Source organism: Pseudarthrobacter adonitolis, from assembly GCF_055412845.1.
Genome location: NZ_JBVAYW010000001.1, coordinates 412,101 through 432,405, shown reverse-complemented (window position 1 = coordinate 432,405; position 20,305 = coordinate 412,101). Strand labels below are relative to the sequence as shown.

Genomic DNA, 20,305 nt, shown 5'->3' with positions numbered 1-20,305 from the left:
TCGGCGGGGTCGACATCAGGGATTGTTACGGTCACACAGACATTTCATCATCAGCGACCGACAATTTATGCAGCCGCCGCTCCAGCTGCTCCACAATAGCGTCGATCCGGTCGAAGTCATCCTCGCCCGGTGCCCAGCGTGCTGCCATCAGGTCCACCCGCCACTTGCCTTCGCCGGTGCGCAGGAAAGCAACGTGGTCGCCGAGCAGCGGCGTCCCCTCCTGCAGGTAGCAGCGGAGGGCTTCGGCCTCGTGGCCTTCCGGACCTTGGCCGCTTGCCTTCAGGATGCGCCACCACCCGACCTGGCTGCCGTAGTGGCTCATGACGTGGCCCACCTGCCGGGGACCGCCGGACCCCAGCAGCTCGGCCACATCACCGTAGGCCAGTGCGGTGCCGGGCGGAACCAGCTCGACCAGCGCGAGCACCGCCTCAATGTACTCAGTCCGCATACATCCAGATTACCGTCAGTGGCGCTGCGGGATCCTGTCGGTGCTGGCCGGTAGCGTTGAAGCATGACCACCTGGAACACCCTTCCCCGCGCAGCCTTCGATCTCGAAACCACCGGACGGAATTCGCGTGCCGCGCGCATCGTCACAGCGTCGGTGACAGTGGTGGACCACAAGGGGGACGTGATTACCGAACACGAATGGCTGGCCGATCCTGGCGTCGAAATCCCAACCGAGGCCAGCGATATCCACGGCATCACCACGGAGCAGGCCCGGCGTGAGGGACGGCCGGCCCATGAAGTCACAGGGGAGCTCGCAACCGTCCTGCAGGACCTGTTCGACGCCGGCATTCCGGTTATTGCCTTCAACGCCAGCTACGACTTCACCATCCTGGCCGCTGAGTCCGCCCGCTACGGCGTCCGGCAGTTGAGCCGGTTCCCCGTCCTGGACCCGTTCATCATGAACAAGCAGGTGGACCGATACCGCAAGGGTAAGCGCACATTGACGGCCCTGTGCGAGGAATACGGCATCACGCTGGACAACGCCCATACGTCGGCCGCGGACGCTTTGGCCACGCTCCGGATGCTGGATGCGATGGCCATCAAGTTCCCCAAGCTCAAGATGCCGGCCAGCCAGCTTCACGAACTGCAAAAGGACTGGGCTGTCAGCCAGGCAGCAGACTTCCAGAACTACCTGCGCAAGACCAAGCCCGCCGCCGTGATCGAAGGGGACTGGCCCGTCCTTCCCCCGGAAGACGCCAGCGGCGACTTCTAGCTGAGAGCTAACTCACAATTGGGCCGGAACCGCGGACTGCGGCCGCCGGAACCCTCGGATTCGGCCGCGTCGGCAGCATTCATTCATCAAATGTTCAGAAAGAGTTTCATTCGTTCTTTTATTCGACTCTTCACCCCTTAGGACATGACTTTATTCGTCCGAAGGCGCTGAAAGCCGGAAATGAGATGATTAAGTTCAGCGGTAATCCCGCCCCGGCCGGCGTTGGGGAGCAAAGCGCCAGGCGCCACACGCGTAGCCTTCGGCCCGGTTGAACTTATGACTCTGATGAAAGTGACTTTCTCATGAAGACCAAAGCCATGAAGTGGCTGACCAGCGTTCCTGTCGCGGTTGCCCTTGCTGTCTCGCTGGCCGCCTGCGGCACGGGGACTGCCCAGCCGAGCGGCACGCCCACTGATGCCCTCGCCGGCAGCGACCAGCAGACGCTGGACAAGTACACCACCGCCGATGTCACGCCGCTGGACCAGATCGACAAGACCAAGCTGGGCCTCAACACCGAAGGCAAGCTGGAGGTTGGCACGCTCTCCGACGCGCCGCCGAACATCTTCATCGACCCCGCCGGCAAGTTCACCGGCTACGACAACGAGCTGCTGCGCGCCGTCGCCGGCAAGCTTGGCCTCGAAGTTGAATTCGTCGCCACCGACTTCTCGGCGCTGCTCTCCCAGGTACAGACCAAGCAGTTCGATATGGGATCGTCCTCGATTTCCACCACGGACGCCCGCCGGGCCAACGTGGGCTTCACCAACGGCTACGACTTCGGCTTTATGGCTGTCGTTGCCAAGACCGACAGCGACGTCAAGGGTTTCGCAGGCCTGGATGCCAATGTCCGCATCGGCGTCGTCCAGGGCACTGTCCAGGACGACTACGTCACGAACACCCTGAAGCTTGAGCCGGTCCGCTTCCCGGACTACGCCACCGTGTACGCCAACCTGCGCAACGGCCAGATCGATGCCTGGGTGGCACCCTCGCAGCAGGCAACCGGCCAGGTGAAGGAAGGCGACGGAACTGTCATCGCAGAGTCCGTCGTGAACACGCAGAACTTCACCGCCTACGCAGTGAACAAGGACAACAAGGCCCTGATCGACGCTTTGAACTCCGGGCTGGACGCTGTGATTGCTGACGGTACCTGGTCCAAGCTGACCAAGGAATGGTACCCGGACCGCGAGACCCCCGCCGACTGGAAGCCGGGAAGCAAAGCTGCTCCGGCTCCCCAGAGCTGATCTGGGCCTAACCGCTTATGGATCTCCTGGACCAGCTGGGTGAAACGTTCCTCAACTGGGAGGAAATGGCGAAAGTCGTTCCCTCCCTTCTCACGGTGGGCTTGCCCAACACCCTGATCCTGGCCTTGGCCTCGGGCATCCTCGGCTCCTTCCTGGGGCTGCTGCTCGCACTCATGGGTATTTCCCGGAATCCGGTGGCCCGCTGGGCAGCGAGGATCTACACCGATCTGTTCCGGGGCCTGCCCGCCATCCTGGTGATCCTGGTGATCGGCATTGGACTCAGCCCCATTGCCCGGGAACTCACCGGTAACCGCAATCCGTATCCACTCGGGATCCTGGCTCTGACCCTGATCGCCGGCGCCTACATCGGTGAGATCTTCCGCTCCGGTATCCAGAGCGTGGAGAAAGGCCAGCTGGAAGCTTCCCGTGCTTTGGGGTTCAGCTACGGCAAGTCAATGCGCCTCGTGGTGGTACCACAGGGCATCCGCCGCGTGCTGCCTGCCCTGGTGAACCAGTTCATTTCGCTGCTGAAGGATTCCTCCCTGGTGTTCGTACTGGGCCTGGCTGCCTCCGACCGAGAGATCTTCCGGATCGGAAATGACGCCATGGCCAACACGGGGAACCTTTCCCCGCTGGTGGCCGCCGGCGTTCTGTATCTGATCCTGACTGTTCCGCTGACCCACTTCGTGAACTTCATCGACAACCGGCTCCGTACCGGCCGGCCGGAGAAGAAGGAACCGGACGAGCTGGCGGCACCTATCGGCAAGGGGGCACAGGCATGACGGAATTTACTTCCGGCACCCTGACCGGCAAGAACCTGCACCTTTCGTTCGGGCATAACCATGTGCTCCGCGGCATCGACCTCCACGTGGAGAAGGGCACCACGGCTTCGGTCATTGGTCCGTCCGGCTCCGGAAAGTCGACGCTCCTGCGGGTCATGAACCGGTTGATCGAACCGGACCAGGGGGACATCCTGCTGGATGGCCGGTCGGTCCTGAAGGACAACCCGGACGAACTGCGACAGCGGATCGGCATGGTGTTCCAGCAGTTCAATCTGTTCCCGCATAAGACGGTCCTGGACAACGTCTCGCTCGCGCTGCGCAAGCTCCGGAAGCTCTCCAACGACCAGGCGCGTGCCGAAGCCCTTGAGCAGCTGGACCTGGTGGGCCTCAAGCACAAAGCTGATGCCCGCCCGGCCAACCTCTCCGGCGGCCAGCAGCAGCGCGTTGCGATCGCCCGCGCGTTGGCCATGAAGCCTGAGGTGATGTTCTTTGACGAGGCCACCTCTGCCCTTGACCCTGAGCTGGTGAAGGGCGTCCTGGCGCTGATGACCGACCTCGCCAAGGGCGGCATGACCATGGTGGTGGTGACCCACGAGATGGGCTTCTCCCGCAACGTCTCAGACACCGTCACGTTTATGGACGCCGGCGTGGTGGTCGAATCGGGTCCGCCCGAGCAGATCTTCACAGCGCCCGCAACGGACCGCCTGAAGGGCTTCCTTTCGGACGTGCTGTAGACGTACCAACAGAAAATCCCCGTCTCCCGGACTTTTCCCCACGCATAGTGCGGGGATTCGTCCGGGAGGCGGGGATTTTCTTAGTTAAGCCGTTGACGGCGCGGGACTAACCTTTGGCGGCCGCTGCGGCCTCGGCGGCGGCCGGGAGAGCGTCAAAGATCCGATTCATCGCGGCGTCGTCGTGGGCGGCCGAGAGGAACCAGGCCTCGAAGACCGACGGCGGCAGGTAAACGCCGGATTCCAGCATCGAATGGAAGAACGGCGCGTACCGGAAGGTTTCCTGGGCCTGGGCGTCAGCATAGTTGTGGACGCCGTTGGCGGACGTGCCGAACGCCACGGAGAAGAGGTTTCCGGCGAACTGGATCGAGTGGTCCACGCCGGCACTGTCCAGGGACGCGGACAGCGCCGAGGAGAGCTCCAGCGAGCGGGCGTCCACAAAGGAGTAGACGTCGCGGGTGGCGTGCGTCAGGGTGGCTACGCCGGCTGCCATGGCCACGGGGTTCCCGGAGAGTGTCCCTGCCTGGTACACCGGGCCGAGGGGCGCAAGGAAGTCCATAACGTCGGCACGCCCGCCGAGGGCCGCCGTCGGCATTCCGCCGCCGATGACCTTTCCGAAAGTGAGCAGGTCAGGAGTCCACGGGTCCGCGGCGTCAGCAGCGCCGCCGGTGAGCCCCCAGTAGCCGGAGTAGCCCGTGCGGAAGCCGGTGAGCACTTCGTCCACGATCAGCAGGGCGCCGTGCTCGCGGGTGATGCGGGACAGCCCCAGGTTGAAGCCCTCCCCCGGTGTCACCACGCCCATGTTGGCGGGGGCGGCTTCGGTGATGACGGCCGCGATGTTCGGCCCGTGCGCAGCAAAAGCGGCTTCGACGGCGGAGAGGTCGTTGTAGGGCAGGACCAATGTTTCGGCGGCAGTGGCTTCGGTGACGCCGGCCGAGCCCGGGAGTGCCAGGGTGGCAACACCCGATCCTGCAGCGGCCAGCAGCCCGTCCAGGTGGCCGTGGTAGCAGCCGGCGAACTTGATGATAAGGTTCCGGCCGGTGAAACCTCGGGCCAGCCGGACTGCCGTCATGGTGGCCTCGGTGCCGGTGGAGACCATACGGACGCGCTCGGCGGCCGGAACGCGCTCCTGGACGATGGCTGCCAGGTTGGCCTCGTCCGGGGTGGACGCGCCGAAGGAGAGGCCGCGGTCAACCGCCGCGTGGACCGCCTCCAGGACGGCCGGGTGGGCGTGCCCCAGCAGCGCCGGGCCCCAGGAGCAGACCAGGTCGACGTACTCTTTGCCGTCGGCATCGGTCAGATATGGACCCTTGGCCGACACCATAAACCGCGGGGTTCCACCCACCGAGCCGAAGGCACGGACGGGTGAGTTGACGCCACCGGGCATCAAGGTCTGGGCACGGGCGAAGAGGGCTTCGGAACGAGTCATGCCCCTATTCTTCCATCCCGGGCGGTGGTATCCGGCGCCACGCCAGAAGCGGGCGCCGGATACAGTGGCCGCCTGCCTCAGCGATCCGCGAGCATGTCTGCAAGCTTGTCTGCAACGAGTGGTGCCACCTTGGAACCGAACAGTTCGATGGAGCGCATCATCTGCTCGTGGGGCAGCGTGCCGCTGCTGTACTTCATCTCGAAGCGGTCCGCCCCGAGGGTGCCCTTGAGCCTGGCGACCTTCGCCGCCACCGTTTCCGGCGAACCAATAAACAGGGCACCGTCCTCGTCGGCCGCGGCTTCGAACTCGCCGCGCCCGGCCGGCCCCCAGCCGCGCTCCGCCCCGATCTTGTTCCTGGTGGCGAGCCAATGCGGGTAGTACTCCTCGAGGGCCTGCTCGTCAGTCTCGGCCACATAACCGGGAGAGTGCACGGACAGAGCCTGCGGATCGTGGCCCTTCTCGGCAAGCGTACGGCGGTAGAGGTCGGCGTAGGGACGGAAGCGCTCGGGCTCGCCGCCGATGATGGCCAGGACCATCGGGTAGCCGTAGGTTGCGGTGCGGACCACGGACTGGGGTGATCCGCCCACGCCGATCCAGGTGGGAAGCAGGCGCCCATCCACGTGCGGATAGACCATCTGGCCGCGGAGGCTGGCCCGCGTGCGGCCGTCCCAGTTCACCGGGTTCTGGGACCGTACCCGGTCATAGATGTCCAGCTTCTCCTCGAACAGGGCGTCGTAGTCGCCGAGGTCGTAGCCAAAGAGCGGGAAGGATTCGGTGAACGAACCCCTGCCCAGGATCACCTCGGCGCGGCCGTTGGAGACGGCGTCGAGGGTGGCGAAGCGCTGGAAAACGCGGACAGGATCGTCCGAGCTCAGGACCGTGACCGCACTGCCGAGCCGGATGTTTTCCGTGGCCGTGGCGATGGCTGCCAGCACCACCTCCGGCGCACTGACAGCGAAGTCCCTGCGGTGGTGCTCCCCCACGCCGAAGGAGTGGAGTCCGACGGCGTCGGCCACCTTGGCCTGTTCCACCACCTGGCGCAGCACCTCGGCGTGGTGCTTGGGTGCCCCGTCGGCAGCCAGGTCGACGTCGCCGAAGGTACTGACGCCAAGCAGGATGGTATCCGCAGGGACGGGGGCGGTGGGGTTGCCCGAGGTTGGCGAAGTGGTTACGGAAGGCTCGGTATTTTCATGCATACGCATACAAACCACGGCGCATCCGGAAACATTCCCTGCCGCGTCAGGATTCCTTGAGCCAGCCTGCAACTTCGGAGGCCCAGTAGGTCAGCACGGTGTTGGCGCCGGCCCGTTTGATGCCCAGGATGGATTCCGTGATGGCACCCCGCCGGTCGATCCAGCCGTTGGCGGCAGCGGCCTCGATCATCGCGTATTCACCCGAGATCTGGTAGGCCGAGACAGGCACGGGGCTCATGGCGGCGACGTCGGCCAGGATATCCAGGTAGCTCATGGCCGGCTTCACCATGACCATGTCTGCGCCTTCCTCAAGGTCCAGCTCCACCTCGAGAATGGCTTCGCGGCGGTTGGCGGCGTCCATCTGGTAGGTGCGGCGGTCGCCCTTGAGCTGCGAATCCACGGCTTCCCGGAAGGGACCGTAGAAGGCGGAGGCGTACTTGGCCGCGTATGCCAGGATGACGGTGTTTTTGTGGCCGGATTCCTCGAGGGCCTGGCGGATAACGGCGATCTGGCCGTCCATCATGCCCGAGGGCCCCAGCACGTGGGCGCCGGCATTAGCCTGGGCCACGGCCATCTGGCCGTAGATTTCCAGGGTGGCATCGTTGTCCACGTAGCCGTCGGCATCCAGGACACCGCAGTGGCCGTGATCGGTGAATTCGTCCAGGCAGACGTCGCCCATAATGACCAGATCATCGCCCACCTCGGCGCGGACGTCGCGGATGGCCTTGTTGAGCACGCCGTCCGGGTCCAAAGACGCGGTGCCGCGTGCATCGCGCACGGCGGGAACGCCGAACAGCATGATGCCGCCGACGCCCAGCTCCACGGCTTCCGCGGCGGCACGCTTGAGCGATTCGGTGGTGTGCTGCACAACACCGGGCATGGAGGTGATAGGCGACGGATCGCTGAGGCCTTCACGGATGAACGCCGGCAGGATCAGGTCCGCGGGGGCCAGGCGGTATTCGGCGGTGAGCCGGCGCATGGCGGGTGTGGTGCGGAGGCGGCGCGGCCGGTGGTTCGGAAAGCTCATCGGGTGTTCCCTTCGTTGGCGAATACGGTGCCCAGCGCGGCCACTATGCCGTCCGGGGTGGGGACTTGGGCGGTGGCGGCCACCGGGATTCCGAGGGCGGCAGCCTCCGCCGCCGTCGGGCCTCCGATGGCGATGAAACGGCAGCGGCCCAGTGGCAGGAGGGTCGCGGCGATGCGGCGTGCAGCGCTCGGCGAGGCGGCCACGACGGCGTCGAGCGTCCCCGCGTCGAGCTCCATGCGGGTCTGCGACTGGCTGAGCTCACGGGGAGAGCCAGGGAGGGAGACCCCGACGGCGGACGGCAGTTCCGCCTCCAGGCGGAGTTCCGGCCGGGCCGGGTAATCCACGGTGTGGTAGGCCACAACAGGGGTGACGTCGGCTCCTTTTGCCGCCAGACCATCGCGCAGGGCAGGTGCAGCGATGTCTGCCTGTGGCAACAGCACGCGCGCCGGGGCGTCAGTCCAGAGGTCCACGAGCCCTTCGGCGGATTGGATGTCCGCCGGGGCGAGCGCCACGGCGATGCCGGCGGCCTCGAGGATCCGCCGGGAGGACGGGCCGATCGTGGCCACGCGCGTTCCCGCCGGCACCAGTGCAGCCGGCGTGGTCCCGCGCTCGGCCGCCTTTTCCACGAGCATGCGCACCGTGGTTATGCTGCTGACCACAAGCCAGTCGAAGCTGCTGGCCGCCAGGGCATCCAGGGCGGCATCGAGAGCCGGCTGGTCCGCGGCCCGTTCAAAGTCGATAAGCGGCAGGACCAGCGGTTCGGCCCCCAGGCTACCGAGCAGCGCTGCCAGCGGCCCGGCACGGTCGGCGCTCCGGGTGATCAGGACGCGCCGACCGCCGAGAGTGCCCGCCGGGGAACCTGGTGCATCAGGATGCGGCAAGGTCCGCGATCTCCGCGGCGCCGGCAGCCAGCAGGAGCTCGGCCACCTCGATGCCGAGCAGCGTGGCACCGACTTCAGTGAGACCGTCCGTTGCCTTCTTTTCGCGCACCGTCCTGGTGCCGTCCACGGCGCATACCACCGCCTCGAGGTACAGGATGCTGCCCTTGCGGTAGGCGAAGGCACCCACCGGGGCGGCGCAGCCGGCCTCGAGGCGGGCCAGCACGGCACGCTCGGCGGTCACGGCGAGGCGGGTGTCCTCATCGTTGAGCGCGGCCAGGGCCTGCGCCAAAACACCTTGCGACCCTTCGGTGGAACCTGCCTTGCGGGGGGCGTCGGCCGTCCGGCATTCGATGGCCAGCGAACCCTGCCCTGGCGCCGGCAGCATCACGTCCACCTCGAAGAATTCGCTGACGGCGTCCAAGCGGCCGATGCGTTCCAGGCCGGCGGCGGCCAGTACGACGGCGTCGAGGTCGCCTGGTGCGCCTGCTGCGTTTCCGGGGAGGCCGGGCACGCGGCCCAGGCGGGTATCAACATTGCCGCGGATGTCCTGCACGTCCAGGTCAGGGCGGGCGGCACGCAGCTGCGCAGCGCGGCGCGGAGAGCCGGTTCCCACCTTGGCGCCCAGCGGCAGATCAGCCAGTTTGAGTCCGTCGCGTGCGCACAGGACATCCCGCACGTCGACACGTTTGGGCGTTGCGGCGATGGTGAGGCCCAGTGCGGCGCCCGTGGGGAGGTCCTTGAGCGAGTGCACGGCGACATCGCAGGTGTCCTGCAGCAGGGCATCGCGCAACGCGGCGACAAACACGCCGGTGCCGCCCATCTGGGACAGTGACCCTGTCTTGACGTCGCCTTCGGTGGTGATGTGCACCAGCTCCACCGGGAAGCCTCCGACGGCGGCCAGCTGGTCCGCCGTCTGCTGGGTCTGGGTCAGGGCGAGCTTGCTGGCCCTGGTTCCAATCCGTACGGTCACGGGTTTCCTTCTCTCCCGGCAGCGCCCGCAGATGCGGCCGGATATGCGTCATGTCCGGTGCCGACGGTGGTGTCGGCTCCGGCGATGGTGGGCTTCTCGCCGCGGAAATTCGCGCAACAGCCCGGCCGGCAGACGTCGTACCAGGGGCCCAGGCCGGTCACGGCGGGCCGGTCGCTGATGTTGTTGGCGAGCGTCCGTTCGGAGATGAGGTCCACCAGTCCGTTCACAAACTTCCGGTGAGAGCCCGGGGTGGGTACACGTGTGGCCGCCAGGCCCAGGTTGCGGCAGGTCTCCAGGGCTTCGGTGTCCAGGTCCCAGACGACTTCCATGTGGTCGCTGACGAAGCCCAGCGGGACGATGACAATGCCCTTGACGCCCTGGCCCGAGAGCTCCTCGATGGCATCGTTGATGTCCGGTTCCAGCCACGGCACATGCGGGGCACCAGAGCGGGACTGATAGACGAGGGACCAGGGCGCGGTCAGGCCTGACTCTGCCTCAACCCTCATGATCACGGCCGCCCCCGTTGCCAGATGTTGGGCAACGTAGGCGGAGCCTTCCTCAAATTCTCGCGGCTCAGCCTCGGACCGTCCAGCGGCGTCGGCATCCCGGGTAGGGATGGAGTGGGTGGCAAAGAGGATGTGCACGGGGGCGTCCGGGGTGCCGGCAGCAGCGAGCTGCGCCCGCACGTCCGCCAGCCCGGCCGCGGTTCCCTCAATGAACGGCTCCACAAAGCCGGGGTGGTCGAAGTACTGTCGGACCTTGTCCACCTCGAGCCGGCCGTCCAGCCCGGTCTCCGTCAGCGCCATCCCGATGTCTTCGCGGTACTGGCGGCAGCTGGAGTAACAGGAGTAGGCACTCGTGGTGACCATCAGCAGTCTGCGGTGGCCGGCGTCGTACGCGTCCTGCAGGGTCTGCGGAATGTAGGGGTCCCAGTTGCGGTTCCCCCACAGCACGGGAAGCTCAATGCCGCGGGCGGTGAGCTCCGCTTCGAGGGCAGCCTTGAGCTCCCGGTTTTGCTGGTTGATGGGGCTGATGCCGCCGTTGGCCCGGTAGTGGTGGGAAACCTCTTCGAGCCGCTCGTCCGGGATGCCGCGGCCGCGGGTGACATTGCGCAGAAACGGGATAACGTCGTCCTGGCCCTCGGGCCCGCCAAAGGAGGCCAGCAGGACCCCGTCATAGTTTTTGGGCGCCATCCGGCCGGCTTCGGTGACCGGGTTGATTCCGGTGACCACGGAGCCCGCCGCGGGATCGGGCTGGGTCATGCGAGGACCTCAGCGACTTCTGCTGCGGTGATGCGGCGGCCGGTGTAGAACGGGATTTCCTCCCGTACGTGGTTGCGTGCTTCTGTGGCGCGGAGGTGGCGCATCAGGTCCACGAGGTCCACCAGTTCGGGGGCTTCCAGTCCCAGGATCCACTCCCAGTCGCCCAGGGCGAAGGAGGATACCGTGTTGGAGATGACCTGCGGGAACTCCCGGCCCAGCATGCCGTGGTCGCGCAGCATCTTGCCGCGCTCGTCGTCGGGCAGGATGTACCACTCGTAGGAGCGCACGAACGGGTAGACACAGAGCCATTCGGCGGGGGCGACACCACGTGAGTAAGCAGGGGTGTGGTTCTTGGCGAACTCAGCTTCCCGGTGGACGCCCATGGCGGACCAGACAATTTCGGTTCCGGCGAAAAGCGTGCTGCGGCGGATGTCGCGGATGGCCTGCTGCAGCGCTTCGGGCTTCGGGCCGTGGAGCCACACCATGACATCGGCATCGGCACGCATCGCGGAGACGTCGTAGCTGCCGCGGTGCGTCACGCCGGCCTCGGCCAGGCGGACCAGCAGGGCATCGAAATCGGCGGCAGCGTCAGCGCTGCGAACGAGTTCCTCAGACCGCTTGAAAACAGTCCAGAGAGTGAAGAACTGCTCGGCTGATTCTTCGGTTTTAGGGACAGATTCGGCAGAAGTGTGGCTCATGGTTACCAGTTTGCCCCTTCCATACCGCCAAGTCGAAACCAGCGACTTCTACAAGACGTAGAAGTGCTTAATGTCACAGGTTCGGCGCAGAATGGGACTTGAACCGATTCCGCACCGAGGTCAAATCCGGCGGATCCGGGCAAAGAGGAGGCCTGCAGCTCCGGCGGACCCCACCAGCCCCACACCAAGCCAGACCTTTGCAGGTTCGGCCGCCGCGGCTGCCTCTGTGGCCGACACCATATTCTCCCGGTTAGCGGGCGCGTTTCCGGGGCGCCTTGGGTTGGAGACACTGGTGGCGTTGCTGCTGTGGGCATCCTGCGTGGGCTGGTCCGCAGTGGGATCGTCGTCCTGTCCGGCACCCTGCGTCCCCTCGGCGGGGGCATCGGGTTGGCCGTTCGGCTGCGTGCCTGCCGGCGAACCTGCGGCATCCGGGGATGTGCTGAGCGGCGCCGGAGCGCTCGACGGCGGGACGGCACCTTGGGGAGCCATGCCCTGCGGAGCTGTGCCCTGCGGGGCCGGGCTGGCAGACGTCGTCCGAGCAGACGACGTCGGCGCCGTGGACGTAGGGGCAGGAGACGATGTAGCCGTGGCCGTCGGAGTGGAAGAGGTTGAGGGTGCGGAAGTCGATTCGGGCGAAGCTGTGGAACGTCCGCCGGAACCGCCCAGGAGGCCCTTCAGCAGGCCGTTGACCCCGTCGATGTCTCCGTCGGCTGCAACCTCTGCGGACCCGGTGAGATCTGCACTGCCATCATCCGCCTGGGATGCCGGCACGCCGGCGGACAGAACCAGTACCGCTCCGACGGCAGCCGCTGCAGCGCCACGCCGGAGTCCCCCATGGAGGCTGGTCCGGGAACGGGAAAATTCGGACCTGTAGATAACCATAGTTATCGACCCTAACCACATCAGTGGGTGGATTGAAAACCGGAAACTGTGCCTCGGAGTGGTCTCTTCAACGCCCATATTCCACTGAACAGGGGCGATGGTCAGCTGAGCAGGCTGCGAATTTCTTTTCGCGTATCGGCCACCACGGCGGCGAGTCCGTTGCCGGCCACCCACCCGCCCACAATGCCGAGGCCGGCCTCTGCCGCGCAGAGTTTCCTGACCTCGGCCACCCGGGCCCTGTGTCCCACGGCCGCGAACGGCAACGCCCCTTGCCACCTGACAACATCCCAGCCGACAACGTCGGTCCCCCGCACCGGGACGTCCAGCAGGGCCGAAGCGTCATGCAAGGCAGCAGCCAGGAGTTCTATATCGAGGGCTGGGACGGAGCGGCCGGTTTCCGAGGTCGCGGGTTCCGAGGCCTCCAGTCGGCCGTAGGAGAGCCGCAGCACGTGCGTCCCGGGACCTGCCGCAGCGGCCAGCCAATCCCACTTCGCGGTTGCGTGCGTGAGGGCTTTTGCCTGGATACCGGGTGTCTGGGGGGCTACCAGGATCCCGGTGCCCCGCGGCCTGCGGTCCAGTTCGGGCAGGTCCACCACCAGGGTGACGAGCCTGACGTCCGGACCGCTTTCCGGGTTCCTACCGGCAAGGGCGGGTACGGCCTCCTGTAGCAGCCCCACGGCTGCCGGGCCGGGCAGCGCCAGCACCAGCAGGACGCCGTCGTACGTTGTGTCACCGGCGGTGACCCGCCACCCGTCCGCCGTCCGTTCGACGGCGTCCGCGGCTGTTCCACTCATCAGCGTGACCCCGCGGCTGCGGAGATCGCTGAGCAGGGCCACCACCAAGGTGTGCATCCCGCCTTCCAGGCCGGCGACGGCGGAACCCGCCTTCGCGACGGACGGCTGGGTGGCACCACGCCGCTGGGCGGCCACGGCCGCTGTGAGGGACCCGTGCTCGCGGATTCCGGCTCGGAGGCCGGGGGCCACCATGTCCACGTCCAGGAGACCGGGGTCCGCTGAGTGCACGCCGCCCACCACCGGGGCCACGAGTCGATCCAACACGCGGCGGCCCATCCGGGCGCGCACCAGCGCCGCGACGCTGGTGACGTCCGCCGACGCGCCGATCGATGCCGGCAGGTACTTATCCAAGGACGCCCGGAGCGAGCCCACAAATCCCAACGACCGCCTGACCTCCGGGTCCCAAGGGTTGGCGGGAATGCCCAGGACTCCGGTCTTGGGCAGTTCGCGCGGGCCGTCCGGAAGCTGCACCCAGGCGCCGCCCGGGCGGGGCGCCACAATGTGGCGACCGAGTCCAAGTTCATCAGCAAGGTCAGCCACGGCCGAGGAGCGCGTGGCGAAGGACTCTGCTCCGCTGTCCAGGGTGAGGCCGGCCACCACGTGGCTGCCCACGCAGCCGCCCCAGGATGCTGTGGCTTCCAGGACGGTCACTGTGCGTCCGGCAGCCGCCAGCTCCCGTGCGGCCAGCAGGCCGGAGATGCCGCCGCCCAGGACGAGGGCGGCCTGGGGCGGGGTCACGGAGCTGCCCACGGTCCTACTCCGGGGAAATGGAGTGGATGAGTTCTACAACCCGGGTCAGGACCGTGGGGTCGGTTTCCGGCGGCACCCCGTGGCCAAGGTTGAGCACGTGGCCGGGCGCAGAGGCGCCGGCCGCAATGACCGCACGCACGTGGGCCTCCAGCACGTCCCACGGCGCGGACAGCAGCGCGGGGTCGATGTTGCCCTGCAGCGGCACCGTTCCGCCCAGGCGCCGGTTGGCCTCATCCAGCGGAAGGCGGTAGTCCACGCCCACCACGTCCACGCCGACGTCGCGCATGGCAACCAGCAGTTCTGAGGTTCCGGTACCGAAATGGATCAGCGGTGCGCCGAGGTGGCGGACGTGGTCCAGCGCGCGGGCCGAAGCCGGTGCAACGAACTTGGTGTAGTCGGCCAGGCCAAGCGATCCCGCCCAGGAGTCAAAAAGCTGTCCGGCGGAGGCTCCGGCTTCCAGCTGGGCGCGGAGGAACATTCCCGAGGCGTCGGCGGCCCAGTTGGCCAGCGCTGTCCAGGTTTCCGGGTCCGCGTGCATCATGGTGCGCGGGCCCAGGTGGTCACGGGAGGGTTTGCCCTCCACCATGTAGGCGGCAAGGGTGAACGGGGCGCCGGCAAAACCGATCAGCGGGGTTTTACCCAGCTCGGCGACGGTCAGCCGCACGGCTTCGCGGATGGGTTCCAGCGCTTCCCAGGTCAGCTGCGGCAGGGCGGCAACGTCTTCAGCCGTGCGCACCGGCTTGTCCAGCACGGGGCCCACTCCCGGCACAATATCCACGCCAACGCCGGCGAGCTTCAGCGGAATGACGATGTCGGAGAAGAAAATGGCAGCGTCCACGTCATGACGCCGGACGGGCTGCAGCGTGATTTCGGCCGCGAGCTCGGGGCGCAGGCAGGAATCCAGCATGGCCACGCCTTCGCGCACCTTCAGGTATTCCGGCAGTGAGCGCCCGGCCTGCCGCATGAACCACACCGGCCGCCGCGACGGCTTGCCGCCGCGGTAAGCGGTGATGAGCGGCGAATCTGCGGTGCGGCCGTCCATCAGCGGATGGCCGGCAGCAAGGGCACCGGCAGCAGACATGGCATTGGACACGGCGGAGCTGGAAGTCATGCCTTTGATTGTGCCCAAAATCGGCCCTAAAAGATAACGACAGCCTGTCACCTGCAGCCGCGCCGGACGCACCGTGGCAGGAATCACGGCCCTCCACCGCCCGTGGCCGCTTGGCGGGTTGTTCTACCGGGCTGCGAAAAAGCTATGATTGATCTGCTGTGGTTCTTTTTTCATTGGTGGCTACACACGCCGACATCGATCTTGAGACCGTTGCTCAACTGAGCAACGGTGCTTCCGGGATCGCCACATCCGCACTCTCCGGATCGCCGGCAGTGACGGGTGCGGTGGTGCTTGCCACCTGCAACCGGTACGAAATCTACGGCGAAGCGCCCCACGCTGACGATGTTGAGGCTGCCCGGGCGGCGCTCGTGTCCGAGATCAGCGGCCTCAGCGGACTCAACGAACAGCTCGTGTCCCGCTCCTTCAGCACACGCACCGGCCCCGAAGTCAGCCAGCACCTTTTCGCCGTCAGCGCCGGACTGGACTCCGCTGTCGTGGGTGAACGTGAAATCGCCGGCCAGGTCCGCCGCGCACTCATCACTGCCCAGCACGAGGGCACGGCAAGCTCCGGCCTGGTCCGCCTCTTCCAGGCCGCGTCCAAGACGGCCAAGGATGTCGGGGCACAGACCGCCCTCGGTTCCCGGGGCCTGTCCATCGTTTCAGTGGCACTGGATCTGGCCACCGATCTTTCCGAGAGCCCCGACTGGTCAGCGAAGAAGGTCGTGGTATTCGGCACTGGTGCCTACGCCGGCGCCACCATGGCGCTGCTCCGCGAAAGGGGCTGCACCGACATCTCCGTGTTCTCCTCTTCGGGACGTGCCGAAGCGTTCGTCGCCACCCGCGGCGGAACAGCGCTGGATAGCGATTCCCTGCCTGTAGCCGTGGCCGCAGCCGACGTTATGATCGGCTGCAGCGGCTCCGACACCCGGGTCGAAGCCGGCGAACTTGCCGAGATCCGAGCGGACTCTTCCCAGCCGCTGATCGCGATCGACCTCGCCCTTACCCATGATTTTGACCCGGAAGTCGGCCAGCTCGACGGCGTCGAGCTGCTCACGCTGGAATCCGTGCGTTTGGCGGCACCCCAGGAACAGGCCGAGTCCCTCACCCAGGCCAGTAGCATTGTGTCCGGCGCCGCCCAGGCCTTCGAGCAGGAACGGGAAGCCCGCTCGGTGGATTCCGCCATCGTAGCGCTCCGCCGGCACACCATGAACGCCCTGGACGCGGAAATGGAGCGCGTCCGAGCCCGCCACGGCTGCACGGCTGCCGCCGAGGAAGTGGAATTCGCCCTCCGCCGGATGGTCAAGCAGCTGCTGCACGTGCCCACCGTCCGCGCCCGTGAGCTCGCCGCCAACGGCCAGCAGGACGACTACGTATCGGCACTCGAAACCCTCTACGGCATCACCGTGGAGCAGCCGGCCACGGCAACTCCGGCGGAGTGCCCCGTGGACCACAGGGGCCTCGAAACCGCCTGACACCCGTCAGTAGACCGGCTTCTGCGGCTCCACGTCGCGCACCCATGCCAGGATTCCGCCGTCGAGATGGCTGACCCGCTGGTAGCCGGCCTTCCGCGCAGCCTCCAGCACGTTGGCTGACCGCGTGCCGGCCTTGCAGTGGAACACAATGTCCTTGTCCTGCGGGAGTTCCGCCCAGGCCTCCCCCGCAAGGATCCGGCCCTGCGGGATCAGCACCGAGCCGTCGATGTTCACAATGTCGTGTTCGCCGGTTTCCCTGACGTCCACCAGCTCGAAGTCCTTCAGGCCTGCCTTCCGGGACGCCAGCATGGTGGCCAGCTGGGTTGCCGTCACGGTGTGCTCCGTGTCTGCGGAGACGGCAGGGGTGATGCCGCAGAAAGCTTCGTAGTCCGACAGTTCCGTAATGGGTTCCGCCGCCGGGTCCTTGGACACGCGGATCTCGCGCCAGCTCCCGCCCAGCGCATCAAACAGTGCCACCCGGCCCAGGAGTGAACGCCCGACGCCCGTGATCAGCTTGACTGCCTCCGTCACCATGAGTGATCCCACGGCAGCGCAGAGCATGCCGAAGACGCCACCCTCGCCGCAGGAGGGCACGGATCCGGCCGGCGGGGCCTCGGGATAGAGGTCCCGGTAGGTGGGACCGTGCTCTTCCCAGAACACACTCACCTGGCCGTCGAAGCGGAAGATCGACCCCCACACATAGGGCTTGCCGAGGATGGCGGCGGCATCGTTGACCAGGTAGCGGGTGGCGAAGTTGTCCGCCCCGTCCAGGATCAGGTCGTAGTCCGCGAACAGTTCGAGTGCGTTGGAGGCATCCAGCCTGACGTTATGCAGCCGGACCTCCACGAGCGGGTTCAGTGCGGCGATGGCGTCCCGCGCGGATTCGATCTTGGGCCGTCCTACGTCGGCGACTCCGTGGATCACCTGGCGTTGCAGGTTGCTGAGGTCAACGTCGTCGTCGTCGATGATTCCCAGGGTTCCCACACCCGCTGCCGCCAGGTAGAGCAGCGCGGGCGAACCCAGTCCCCCGGCACCGATGACCAGCACCTTGGCGTTCTTCAGCCGCCGCTGCCCCACCGCTCCGATTTCGGGAATGATGAGGTGCCGCGAGTAGCGTTCCACCTCGGCCGGCGTCAGTTCACCGGCGGGCCCCACCAGCGGCTTAAGCGATACAGAGGAATCATTTGCGGTCAAAGTCGAAGCCATACTTCAATGTATGCCCCGAGATGCCGCACGGTCATATTACCGCGCAGTATTGTGTAGGTAACGGCAAGCGAAAGTAGGGCAACTGTGGTCCATGAAGCACGGGCTGACCGGGCGTCCGGCGGCGAACCGGCCGCACCTCAACGGACCCCGGGCCAGCGGTCCGCCCGGCTTCCCCGGGATGAGCGCCGGGCGCAGCTCCTCGCTGCGGCGCAGGAGGTTTTTGTCGCCAACGGCTACCATGGCGCCGCCATGGATGAAATCGCCGAAACGGCCCATGTCAGCAAACCGGTGCTGTACCAGCACTTCCCGTCCAAACGGGAGCTGTATCTTGCCCTGCTGGACAGCCATCTCGCGTCGCTGACGGACCTGGTGCTCGGTGCCTTGAGCTCCACTACCGACAATAACGAACGTGTCCAGGCGGTGATGCGCGCTTACTACCGCTTCATCGCCAGCGACGACCAAGCCCACCGCTTGGTCTTCGAATCGGACCTCATCAACGATCCCGATGTCAGTTCACGCCTCGAGACATTTAACAAGACGTTCGCGGACGCCGTAGCCCGCGTGATTGCCGAGGACACCAAACTGCCCCAACTGGAGGCGCAGCTTCTGGGGCGCGGCCTGGCCGGCATGGCCCAGGTCAGCGCGCGGTATTGGCTGGAAACGGACGGAAACCTGGACCTCGATGTGGCCAGCGACCTCATTTACCGTTTAGCTTGGCGCGGAATCTCGCGCTTCCCCAAAGAGTCCTAGACTACAAATAAGAGAACCCAAGAAACTTTGATTGGCTGGGAGGCCCCCTTTTGGAAATTAAGATCGGCATTCAGAATATTGGCCGCGAAATCGTCCTGGAATCGGCTCAGGATGCTGACACCGTAGCCACGGTCGTTGAAGAAGCCATCACTAAGGGCACCGAACTCCGCCTCAAGGACGACAAGGGACGCATCATCATCGTTCCCGGCAGCGCCTTGGGCTACGTGGAAATCGGCGCCGAAGAGGCCCGCAAAGTCGGTTTCGGCCAGTTCTAGCACGTCCGCGGCCAGCCGCCTTGGCGGTTGGCCGCTGCTTTCCGAGGAGATTCCATGCTTTCGCTGACCATCGTTGTCCTGGTCACAGTGGCCGCAGGCTTTGTTGTCTGGGCCAATGACAAGCGCCACACCCGGTACGGCACGGGGTTGCCCCCAGGGGTTGCCGTTGTAGTGGGTGCAATCAGCTGGATCATCTTCATTGCGGCAGGTTTTGGCTACCAGCCGGGCCTGACGTGGATTCCCTGGGTCCTGCCCATGGCGCTCGGCGCCGTCGCTGCCATCGGGACGGCCATTTACCTGGGCCGGACGCGCGAAAGCCACGATATGCAGCGGCTGACGCAGGCGCTCAAGCTGTAGGCCCGGGCCCGTTTCCTTACGTACCGGTGACCACCACCCAGCAGGGTGGTGGTCACAATCCGTTAAGTCACCGGTTGGGCAGTGGCGCCGAGCCGGGCGGCAGCGGCGCTCACTGCCAACGCGGCAGCGGCATCCCGCTCAGTGACCTTGCCGCCGGCGTCGTGGGATGTATAGCGGAGATGCACCCTGTTGAAGCGCCAGTCAAGGTCCGGATGGTGGTTCTGCTCTTCCGCCAGGCGTCCGACGGCGGCAATCAGCTCGAGTGCGGCGGCCGCCGTCGGCGTCTTATAGACAGCGACGAGCCCGCCCAGCCGGTACTGCCAGCCGGGCAGCGCGGCGAGGACGGCCTCGATCCGCTCCCGCGTGAGTGTGTCTTGCTTGCCGGCCATGGCGGCCTCCTTGGCTCGTCCTTTGAGCCCGCCCGTGCGGCTGGTCACGGGGCCGGGCCTGGAGAAAACGGCCTACAGAAATTCTGCCCGTCCTTCCATGGCCGATGACGCCAAGGCGTGCTCGCGGCGCGGAATCCTGCCGGCCGCTTTCGCCAGCCTACCGGCGATGACGGCGTGTTTGAAGGCCTCCCCCATAAGTGCCGGGTTCTGCGCACGCGTGACTGCAGTGGCCAGCAGCACGGCATCACAACCAAGCTCCATGGCCAGAGCGGCGTCGGACGCCGTGCCGATGCCGGCGTCCAGCACCACGGGCACCGAGGCGCGCGAGACGATCAGTTCGATATTGTGTGGATTCAGGATTCCCAGGCCGGTGCCGATGGGCGCTCCGAGCGGCATAACCGCGGTGGCACCCAGGGTTTCCAGCCGCAGGGCCAGGACCGGGTCATCGTTGGTGTAGGCGAAGACTTTGAAGCCCCGGTTTACAAGCTGTTCCGTAGCATCCACGAGCTCCACGGCGTCCGGCAGCAGGGTCTGTTCGTCGGCGATGACTTCCAGCTTGATCCAGTCGGTTTCCAGCGCTTCGCGGGCGAGTTCCGCCGTCATGACCGCGTCCCGGGCGGTGAAGCAGCCTGCGGTGTTGGGCAGGATCCGGATCCCGTGGTCCACCAGGAGCTGGAAAAGGGACCCCGATTCAGCGGGCGAATAGCGCCGCATGGCCACCGTGGTCAGTTCGGTTCCGGACGCCAGCAGGGCGGCGCCCAGCCCGTCGAGGCTCGGCGCGCCACCCGTGCCCATGATGAGGCGGGAGCCGAGCTCGACGCCGTCGATGACCAGCCTGTCTGCGGCCACGGGACGGTTTTGTGTGCTGATGTTGCTGGTTACTGTCATG

22 protein-coding genes are annotated in these 20,305 nt (G+C 66.3%); 8 read left to right on the top strand and 14 right to left on the bottom strand.

The annotated features are described in order from the left end of the window. Positions 1–31: 31 nt before the first annotated feature. Entirely contained in the window at positions 32–448 is a 417-nt protein-coding gene (locus ACZYZ4_RS02180) for an MGMT family protein (RefSeq protein WP_463857744.1), read from the bottom strand. A 63-nt stretch (positions 449–511) separates the two neighbouring features. Between ACZYZ4_RS02180 and ACZYZ4_RS02175 the strand changes: the two genes are divergently transcribed. The 4 genes from ACZYZ4_RS02175 (at position 512) to ACZYZ4_RS02160 (ending at position 3,973) form a co-directional block, all read left to right on the top strand. After that, on the top strand, positions 512–1,219 hold the full coding sequence (locus ACZYZ4_RS02175; protein WP_463857742.1) for a 3'-5' exonuclease: 708 nt from the start codon (positions 512–514) through the stop codon (positions 1,217–1,219). Positions 1,220–1,521: 302 nt separating this feature from the next. Continuing rightward, complete coding sequence (locus ACZYZ4_RS02170) at positions 1,522–2,457, top strand: ABC transporter substrate-binding protein (RefSeq protein ID WP_463857740.1); 936 nt, start codon at positions 1,522–1,524, stop codon at positions 2,455–2,457. A gap of 17 nt (positions 2,458–2,474) precedes the next feature. After that, entirely contained in the window at positions 2,475–3,239 is a 765-nt protein-coding gene (locus ACZYZ4_RS02165; RefSeq protein WP_463857738.1) for an amino acid ABC transporter permease, read from the top strand. Next, a complete protein-coding gene (locus ACZYZ4_RS02160; RefSeq protein ID WP_111908517.1) occupies positions 3,236–3,973 on the top strand; it encodes an amino acid ABC transporter ATP-binding protein in 738 nt (245 codons plus the stop codon). Before ACZYZ4_RS02165 ends, ACZYZ4_RS02160 begins: the two co-directional genes overlap by 4 nt. A 106-nt stretch (positions 3,974–4,079) precedes the next feature. Here the strand turns inward: ACZYZ4_RS02160 and hemL are convergent, their stop codons facing one another. From hemL to hemE, 10 genes are all read right to left on the bottom strand, one after another. Continuing rightward, a complete protein-coding gene (gene hemL / locus ACZYZ4_RS02155; protein ID WP_463857736.1) occupies positions 4,080–5,399 on the bottom strand; it encodes a glutamate-1-semialdehyde 2,1-aminomutase in 1,320 nt (439 codons plus the stop codon). A gap of 77 nt (positions 5,400–5,476) precedes the next feature. Beyond that, entirely contained in the window at positions 5,477–6,595 is a 1,119-nt protein-coding gene (locus tag ACZYZ4_RS02150) for an LLM class flavin-dependent oxidoreductase (RefSeq protein WP_463857735.1), read from the bottom strand. Positions 6,596–6,638: 43 nt separating this feature from the next. Next, the gene (gene hemB / locus ACZYZ4_RS02145) at positions 6,639–7,619 is read right to left on the bottom strand and encodes a porphobilinogen synthase (RefSeq protein WP_463857734.1); all 981 of its coding nucleotides are present in this window, start codon (positions 7,617–7,619) and stop codon (positions 6,639–6,641) included. Then, complete coding sequence (locus tag ACZYZ4_RS02140) at positions 7,616–8,500, bottom strand: uroporphyrinogen-III synthase (RefSeq protein ID WP_463857732.1); 885 nt, start codon at positions 8,498–8,500, stop codon at positions 7,616–7,618. The genes hemB and ACZYZ4_RS02140 overlap by 4 nt, the downstream gene beginning before the upstream one ends. After that, positions 8,487–9,470: a hydroxymethylbilane synthase gene (hemC, locus tag ACZYZ4_RS02135; protein WP_463857731.1), complete on the bottom strand. Its 984-nt coding sequence runs from the start codon at positions 9,468–9,470 to the stop codon at positions 8,487–8,489. Before hemC ends, ACZYZ4_RS02140 begins: the two co-directional genes overlap by 14 nt. Next, positions 9,467–10,732: a ferrochelatase gene (locus ACZYZ4_RS02130; protein ID WP_463857729.1), complete on the bottom strand. Its 1,266-nt coding sequence runs from the start codon at positions 10,730–10,732 to the stop codon at positions 9,467–9,469. Before ACZYZ4_RS02130 ends, hemC begins: the two co-directional genes overlap by 4 nt. After that, entirely contained in the window at positions 10,729–11,430 is a 702-nt protein-coding gene (gene hemQ / locus ACZYZ4_RS02125; protein ID WP_463857727.1) for a hydrogen peroxide-dependent heme synthase, read from the bottom strand. Before hemQ ends, ACZYZ4_RS02130 begins: the two co-directional genes overlap by 4 nt. 120 nt (positions 11,431–11,550) lie before the next feature. Beyond that, positions 11,551–12,312 carry a hypothetical protein gene (locus ACZYZ4_RS02120; protein ID WP_463857726.1) on the bottom strand — a complete coding sequence of 254 codons (762 nt, stop codon included), beginning with the start codon at positions 12,310–12,312 and terminating at the stop codon, positions 11,551–11,553. A 101-nt stretch (positions 12,313–12,413) separates the two neighbouring features. Beyond that, the gene (locus ACZYZ4_RS02115) at positions 12,414–13,844 is read right to left on the bottom strand and encodes a protoporphyrinogen/coproporphyrinogen oxidase (protein WP_463857724.1); all 1,431 of its coding nucleotides are present in this window, start codon (positions 13,842–13,844) and stop codon (positions 12,414–12,416) included. Between the two features lie 16 nt (positions 13,845–13,860). Then, positions 13,861–14,967 (bottom strand): uroporphyrinogen decarboxylase, encoded by a 1,107-nt coding sequence (gene hemE / locus ACZYZ4_RS02110; RefSeq protein WP_463857722.1) that lies wholly within the window; start codon positions 14,965–14,967, stop codon positions 13,861–13,863. Positions 14,968–15,125: 158 nt separating this feature from the next. On the opposite strand from hemE, the gene ACZYZ4_RS02105 reads away from it, so the two are divergent. Beyond that, complete coding sequence (locus ACZYZ4_RS02105; protein WP_463857721.1) at positions 15,126–16,439, top strand: glutamyl-tRNA reductase; 1,314 nt, start codon at positions 15,126–15,128, stop codon at positions 16,437–16,439. Positions 16,440–16,445: 6 nt separating this feature from the next. On the opposite strand, the gene moeB is transcribed toward ACZYZ4_RS02105, so the two are convergent. Further along, a complete protein-coding gene (gene moeB / locus ACZYZ4_RS02100; protein WP_463857719.1) occupies positions 16,446–17,645 on the bottom strand; it encodes a molybdopterin-synthase adenylyltransferase MoeB in 1,200 nt (399 codons plus the stop codon). Between the two features lie 84 nt (positions 17,646–17,729). Here moeB and ACZYZ4_RS02095 point away from each other — a divergent pair, with 84 nt between their 5' ends. From ACZYZ4_RS02095 to ACZYZ4_RS02085, 3 genes are read left to right on the top strand one after another with little or no spacing between them, the layout of a single operon-like run. Continuing rightward, on the top strand, positions 17,730–18,395 hold the full coding sequence (locus ACZYZ4_RS02095; protein WP_463857717.1) for a TetR/AcrR family transcriptional regulator: 666 nt from the start codon (positions 17,730–17,732) through the stop codon (positions 18,393–18,395). A 50-nt stretch (positions 18,396–18,445) separates the two neighbouring features. Continuing rightward, on the top strand, positions 18,446–18,670 hold the full coding sequence (locus tag ACZYZ4_RS02090; RefSeq protein WP_463857715.1) for a DUF3107 domain-containing protein: 225 nt from the start codon (positions 18,446–18,448) through the stop codon (positions 18,668–18,670). Positions 18,671–18,724: 54 nt separating this feature from the next. Beyond that, entirely contained in the window at positions 18,725–19,027 is a 303-nt protein-coding gene (locus tag ACZYZ4_RS02085; protein ID WP_463857713.1) for a hypothetical protein, read from the top strand. 62 nt (positions 19,028–19,089) lie between these two features. Here ACZYZ4_RS02085 and ACZYZ4_RS02080 read toward each other — a convergent pair whose 3' ends face one another. Both ACZYZ4_RS02080 and ACZYZ4_RS02075 read right to left on the bottom strand, forming a co-directional pair. Continuing rightward, on the bottom strand, positions 19,090–19,416 hold the full coding sequence (locus tag ACZYZ4_RS02080) for a 4a-hydroxytetrahydrobiopterin dehydratase (RefSeq protein ID WP_463857711.1): 327 nt from the start codon (positions 19,414–19,416) through the stop codon (positions 19,090–19,092). A gap of 72 nt (positions 19,417–19,488) precedes the next feature. Next, complete coding sequence (locus ACZYZ4_RS02075; protein ID WP_463857709.1) at positions 19,489–20,304, bottom strand: thiazole synthase; 816 nt, start codon at positions 20,302–20,304, stop codon at positions 19,489–19,491. Between the last annotated feature and the right edge of the window lies 1 nt (position 20,305).

Bases quoted from the DNA above. Each gene is read 5' to 3' on its own strand.
- ACZYZ4_RS02180 (WP_463857744.1), bottom strand. From the start codon at position 448: ATGCGGACTGAGTACATTGAGGCGGTGCTCGCGCTGGTCGAGCTGGTT.
- ACZYZ4_RS02175 (WP_463857742.1), top strand. From the start codon at position 512: ATGACCACCTGGAACACCCTTCCCCGCGCAGCCTTCGATCTCGAAACC.
- ACZYZ4_RS02170 (WP_463857740.1), top strand. From the start codon at position 1,522: ATGAAGACCAAAGCCATGAAGTGGCTGACCAGCGTTCCTGTCGCGGTT.
- ACZYZ4_RS02165 (WP_463857738.1), top strand. From the start codon at position 2,475: ATGGATCTCCTGGACCAGCTGGGTGAAACGTTCCTCAACTGGGAGGAA.
- ACZYZ4_RS02160 (WP_111908517.1), top strand. From the start codon at position 3,236: ATGACGGAATTTACTTCCGGCACCCTGACCGGCAAGAACCTGCACCTT.
- hemL (WP_463857736.1), bottom strand. From the start codon at position 5,399: ATGACTCGTTCCGAAGCCCTCTTCGCCCGTGCCCAGACCTTGATGCCC.
- ACZYZ4_RS02150 (WP_463857735.1), bottom strand. From the start codon at position 6,595: ATGCATGAAAATACCGAGCCTTCCGTAACCACTTCGCCAACCTCGGGC.
- hemB (WP_463857734.1), bottom strand. From the start codon at position 7,619: ATGAGCTTTCCGAACCACCGGCCGCGCCGCCTCCGCACCACACCCGCC.
- ACZYZ4_RS02130 (WP_463857729.1), bottom strand. From the start codon at position 10,732: ATGACCCAGCCCGATCCCGCGGCGGGCTCCGTGGTCACCGGAATCAAC.
- hemQ (WP_463857727.1), bottom strand. From the start codon at position 11,430: ATGAGCCACACTTCTGCCGAATCTGTCCCTAAAACCGAAGAATCAGCC.
- ACZYZ4_RS02120 (WP_463857726.1), bottom strand. From the start codon at position 12,312: ATGGTTATCTACAGGTCCGAATTTTCCCGTTCCCGGACCAGCCTCCAT.
- hemE (WP_463857722.1), bottom strand. From the start codon at position 14,967: ATGACTTCCAGCTCCGCCGTGTCCAATGCCATGTCTGCTGCCGGTGCC.
- moeB (WP_463857719.1), bottom strand. From the start codon at position 17,645: ATGGCTTCGACTTTGACCGCAAATGATTCCTCTGTATCGCTTAAGCCG.
- ACZYZ4_RS02085 (WP_463857713.1), top strand. From the start codon at position 18,725: ATGCTTTCGCTGACCATCGTTGTCCTGGTCACAGTGGCCGCAGGCTTT.
- ACZYZ4_RS02080 (WP_463857711.1), bottom strand. From the start codon at position 19,416: ATGGCCGGCAAGCAAGACACACTCACGCGGGAGCGGATCGAGGCCGTC.
- ACZYZ4_RS02075 (WP_463857709.1), bottom strand. From the start codon at position 20,304: ATGACAGTAACCAGCAACATCAGCACACAAAACCGTCCCGTGGCCGCA.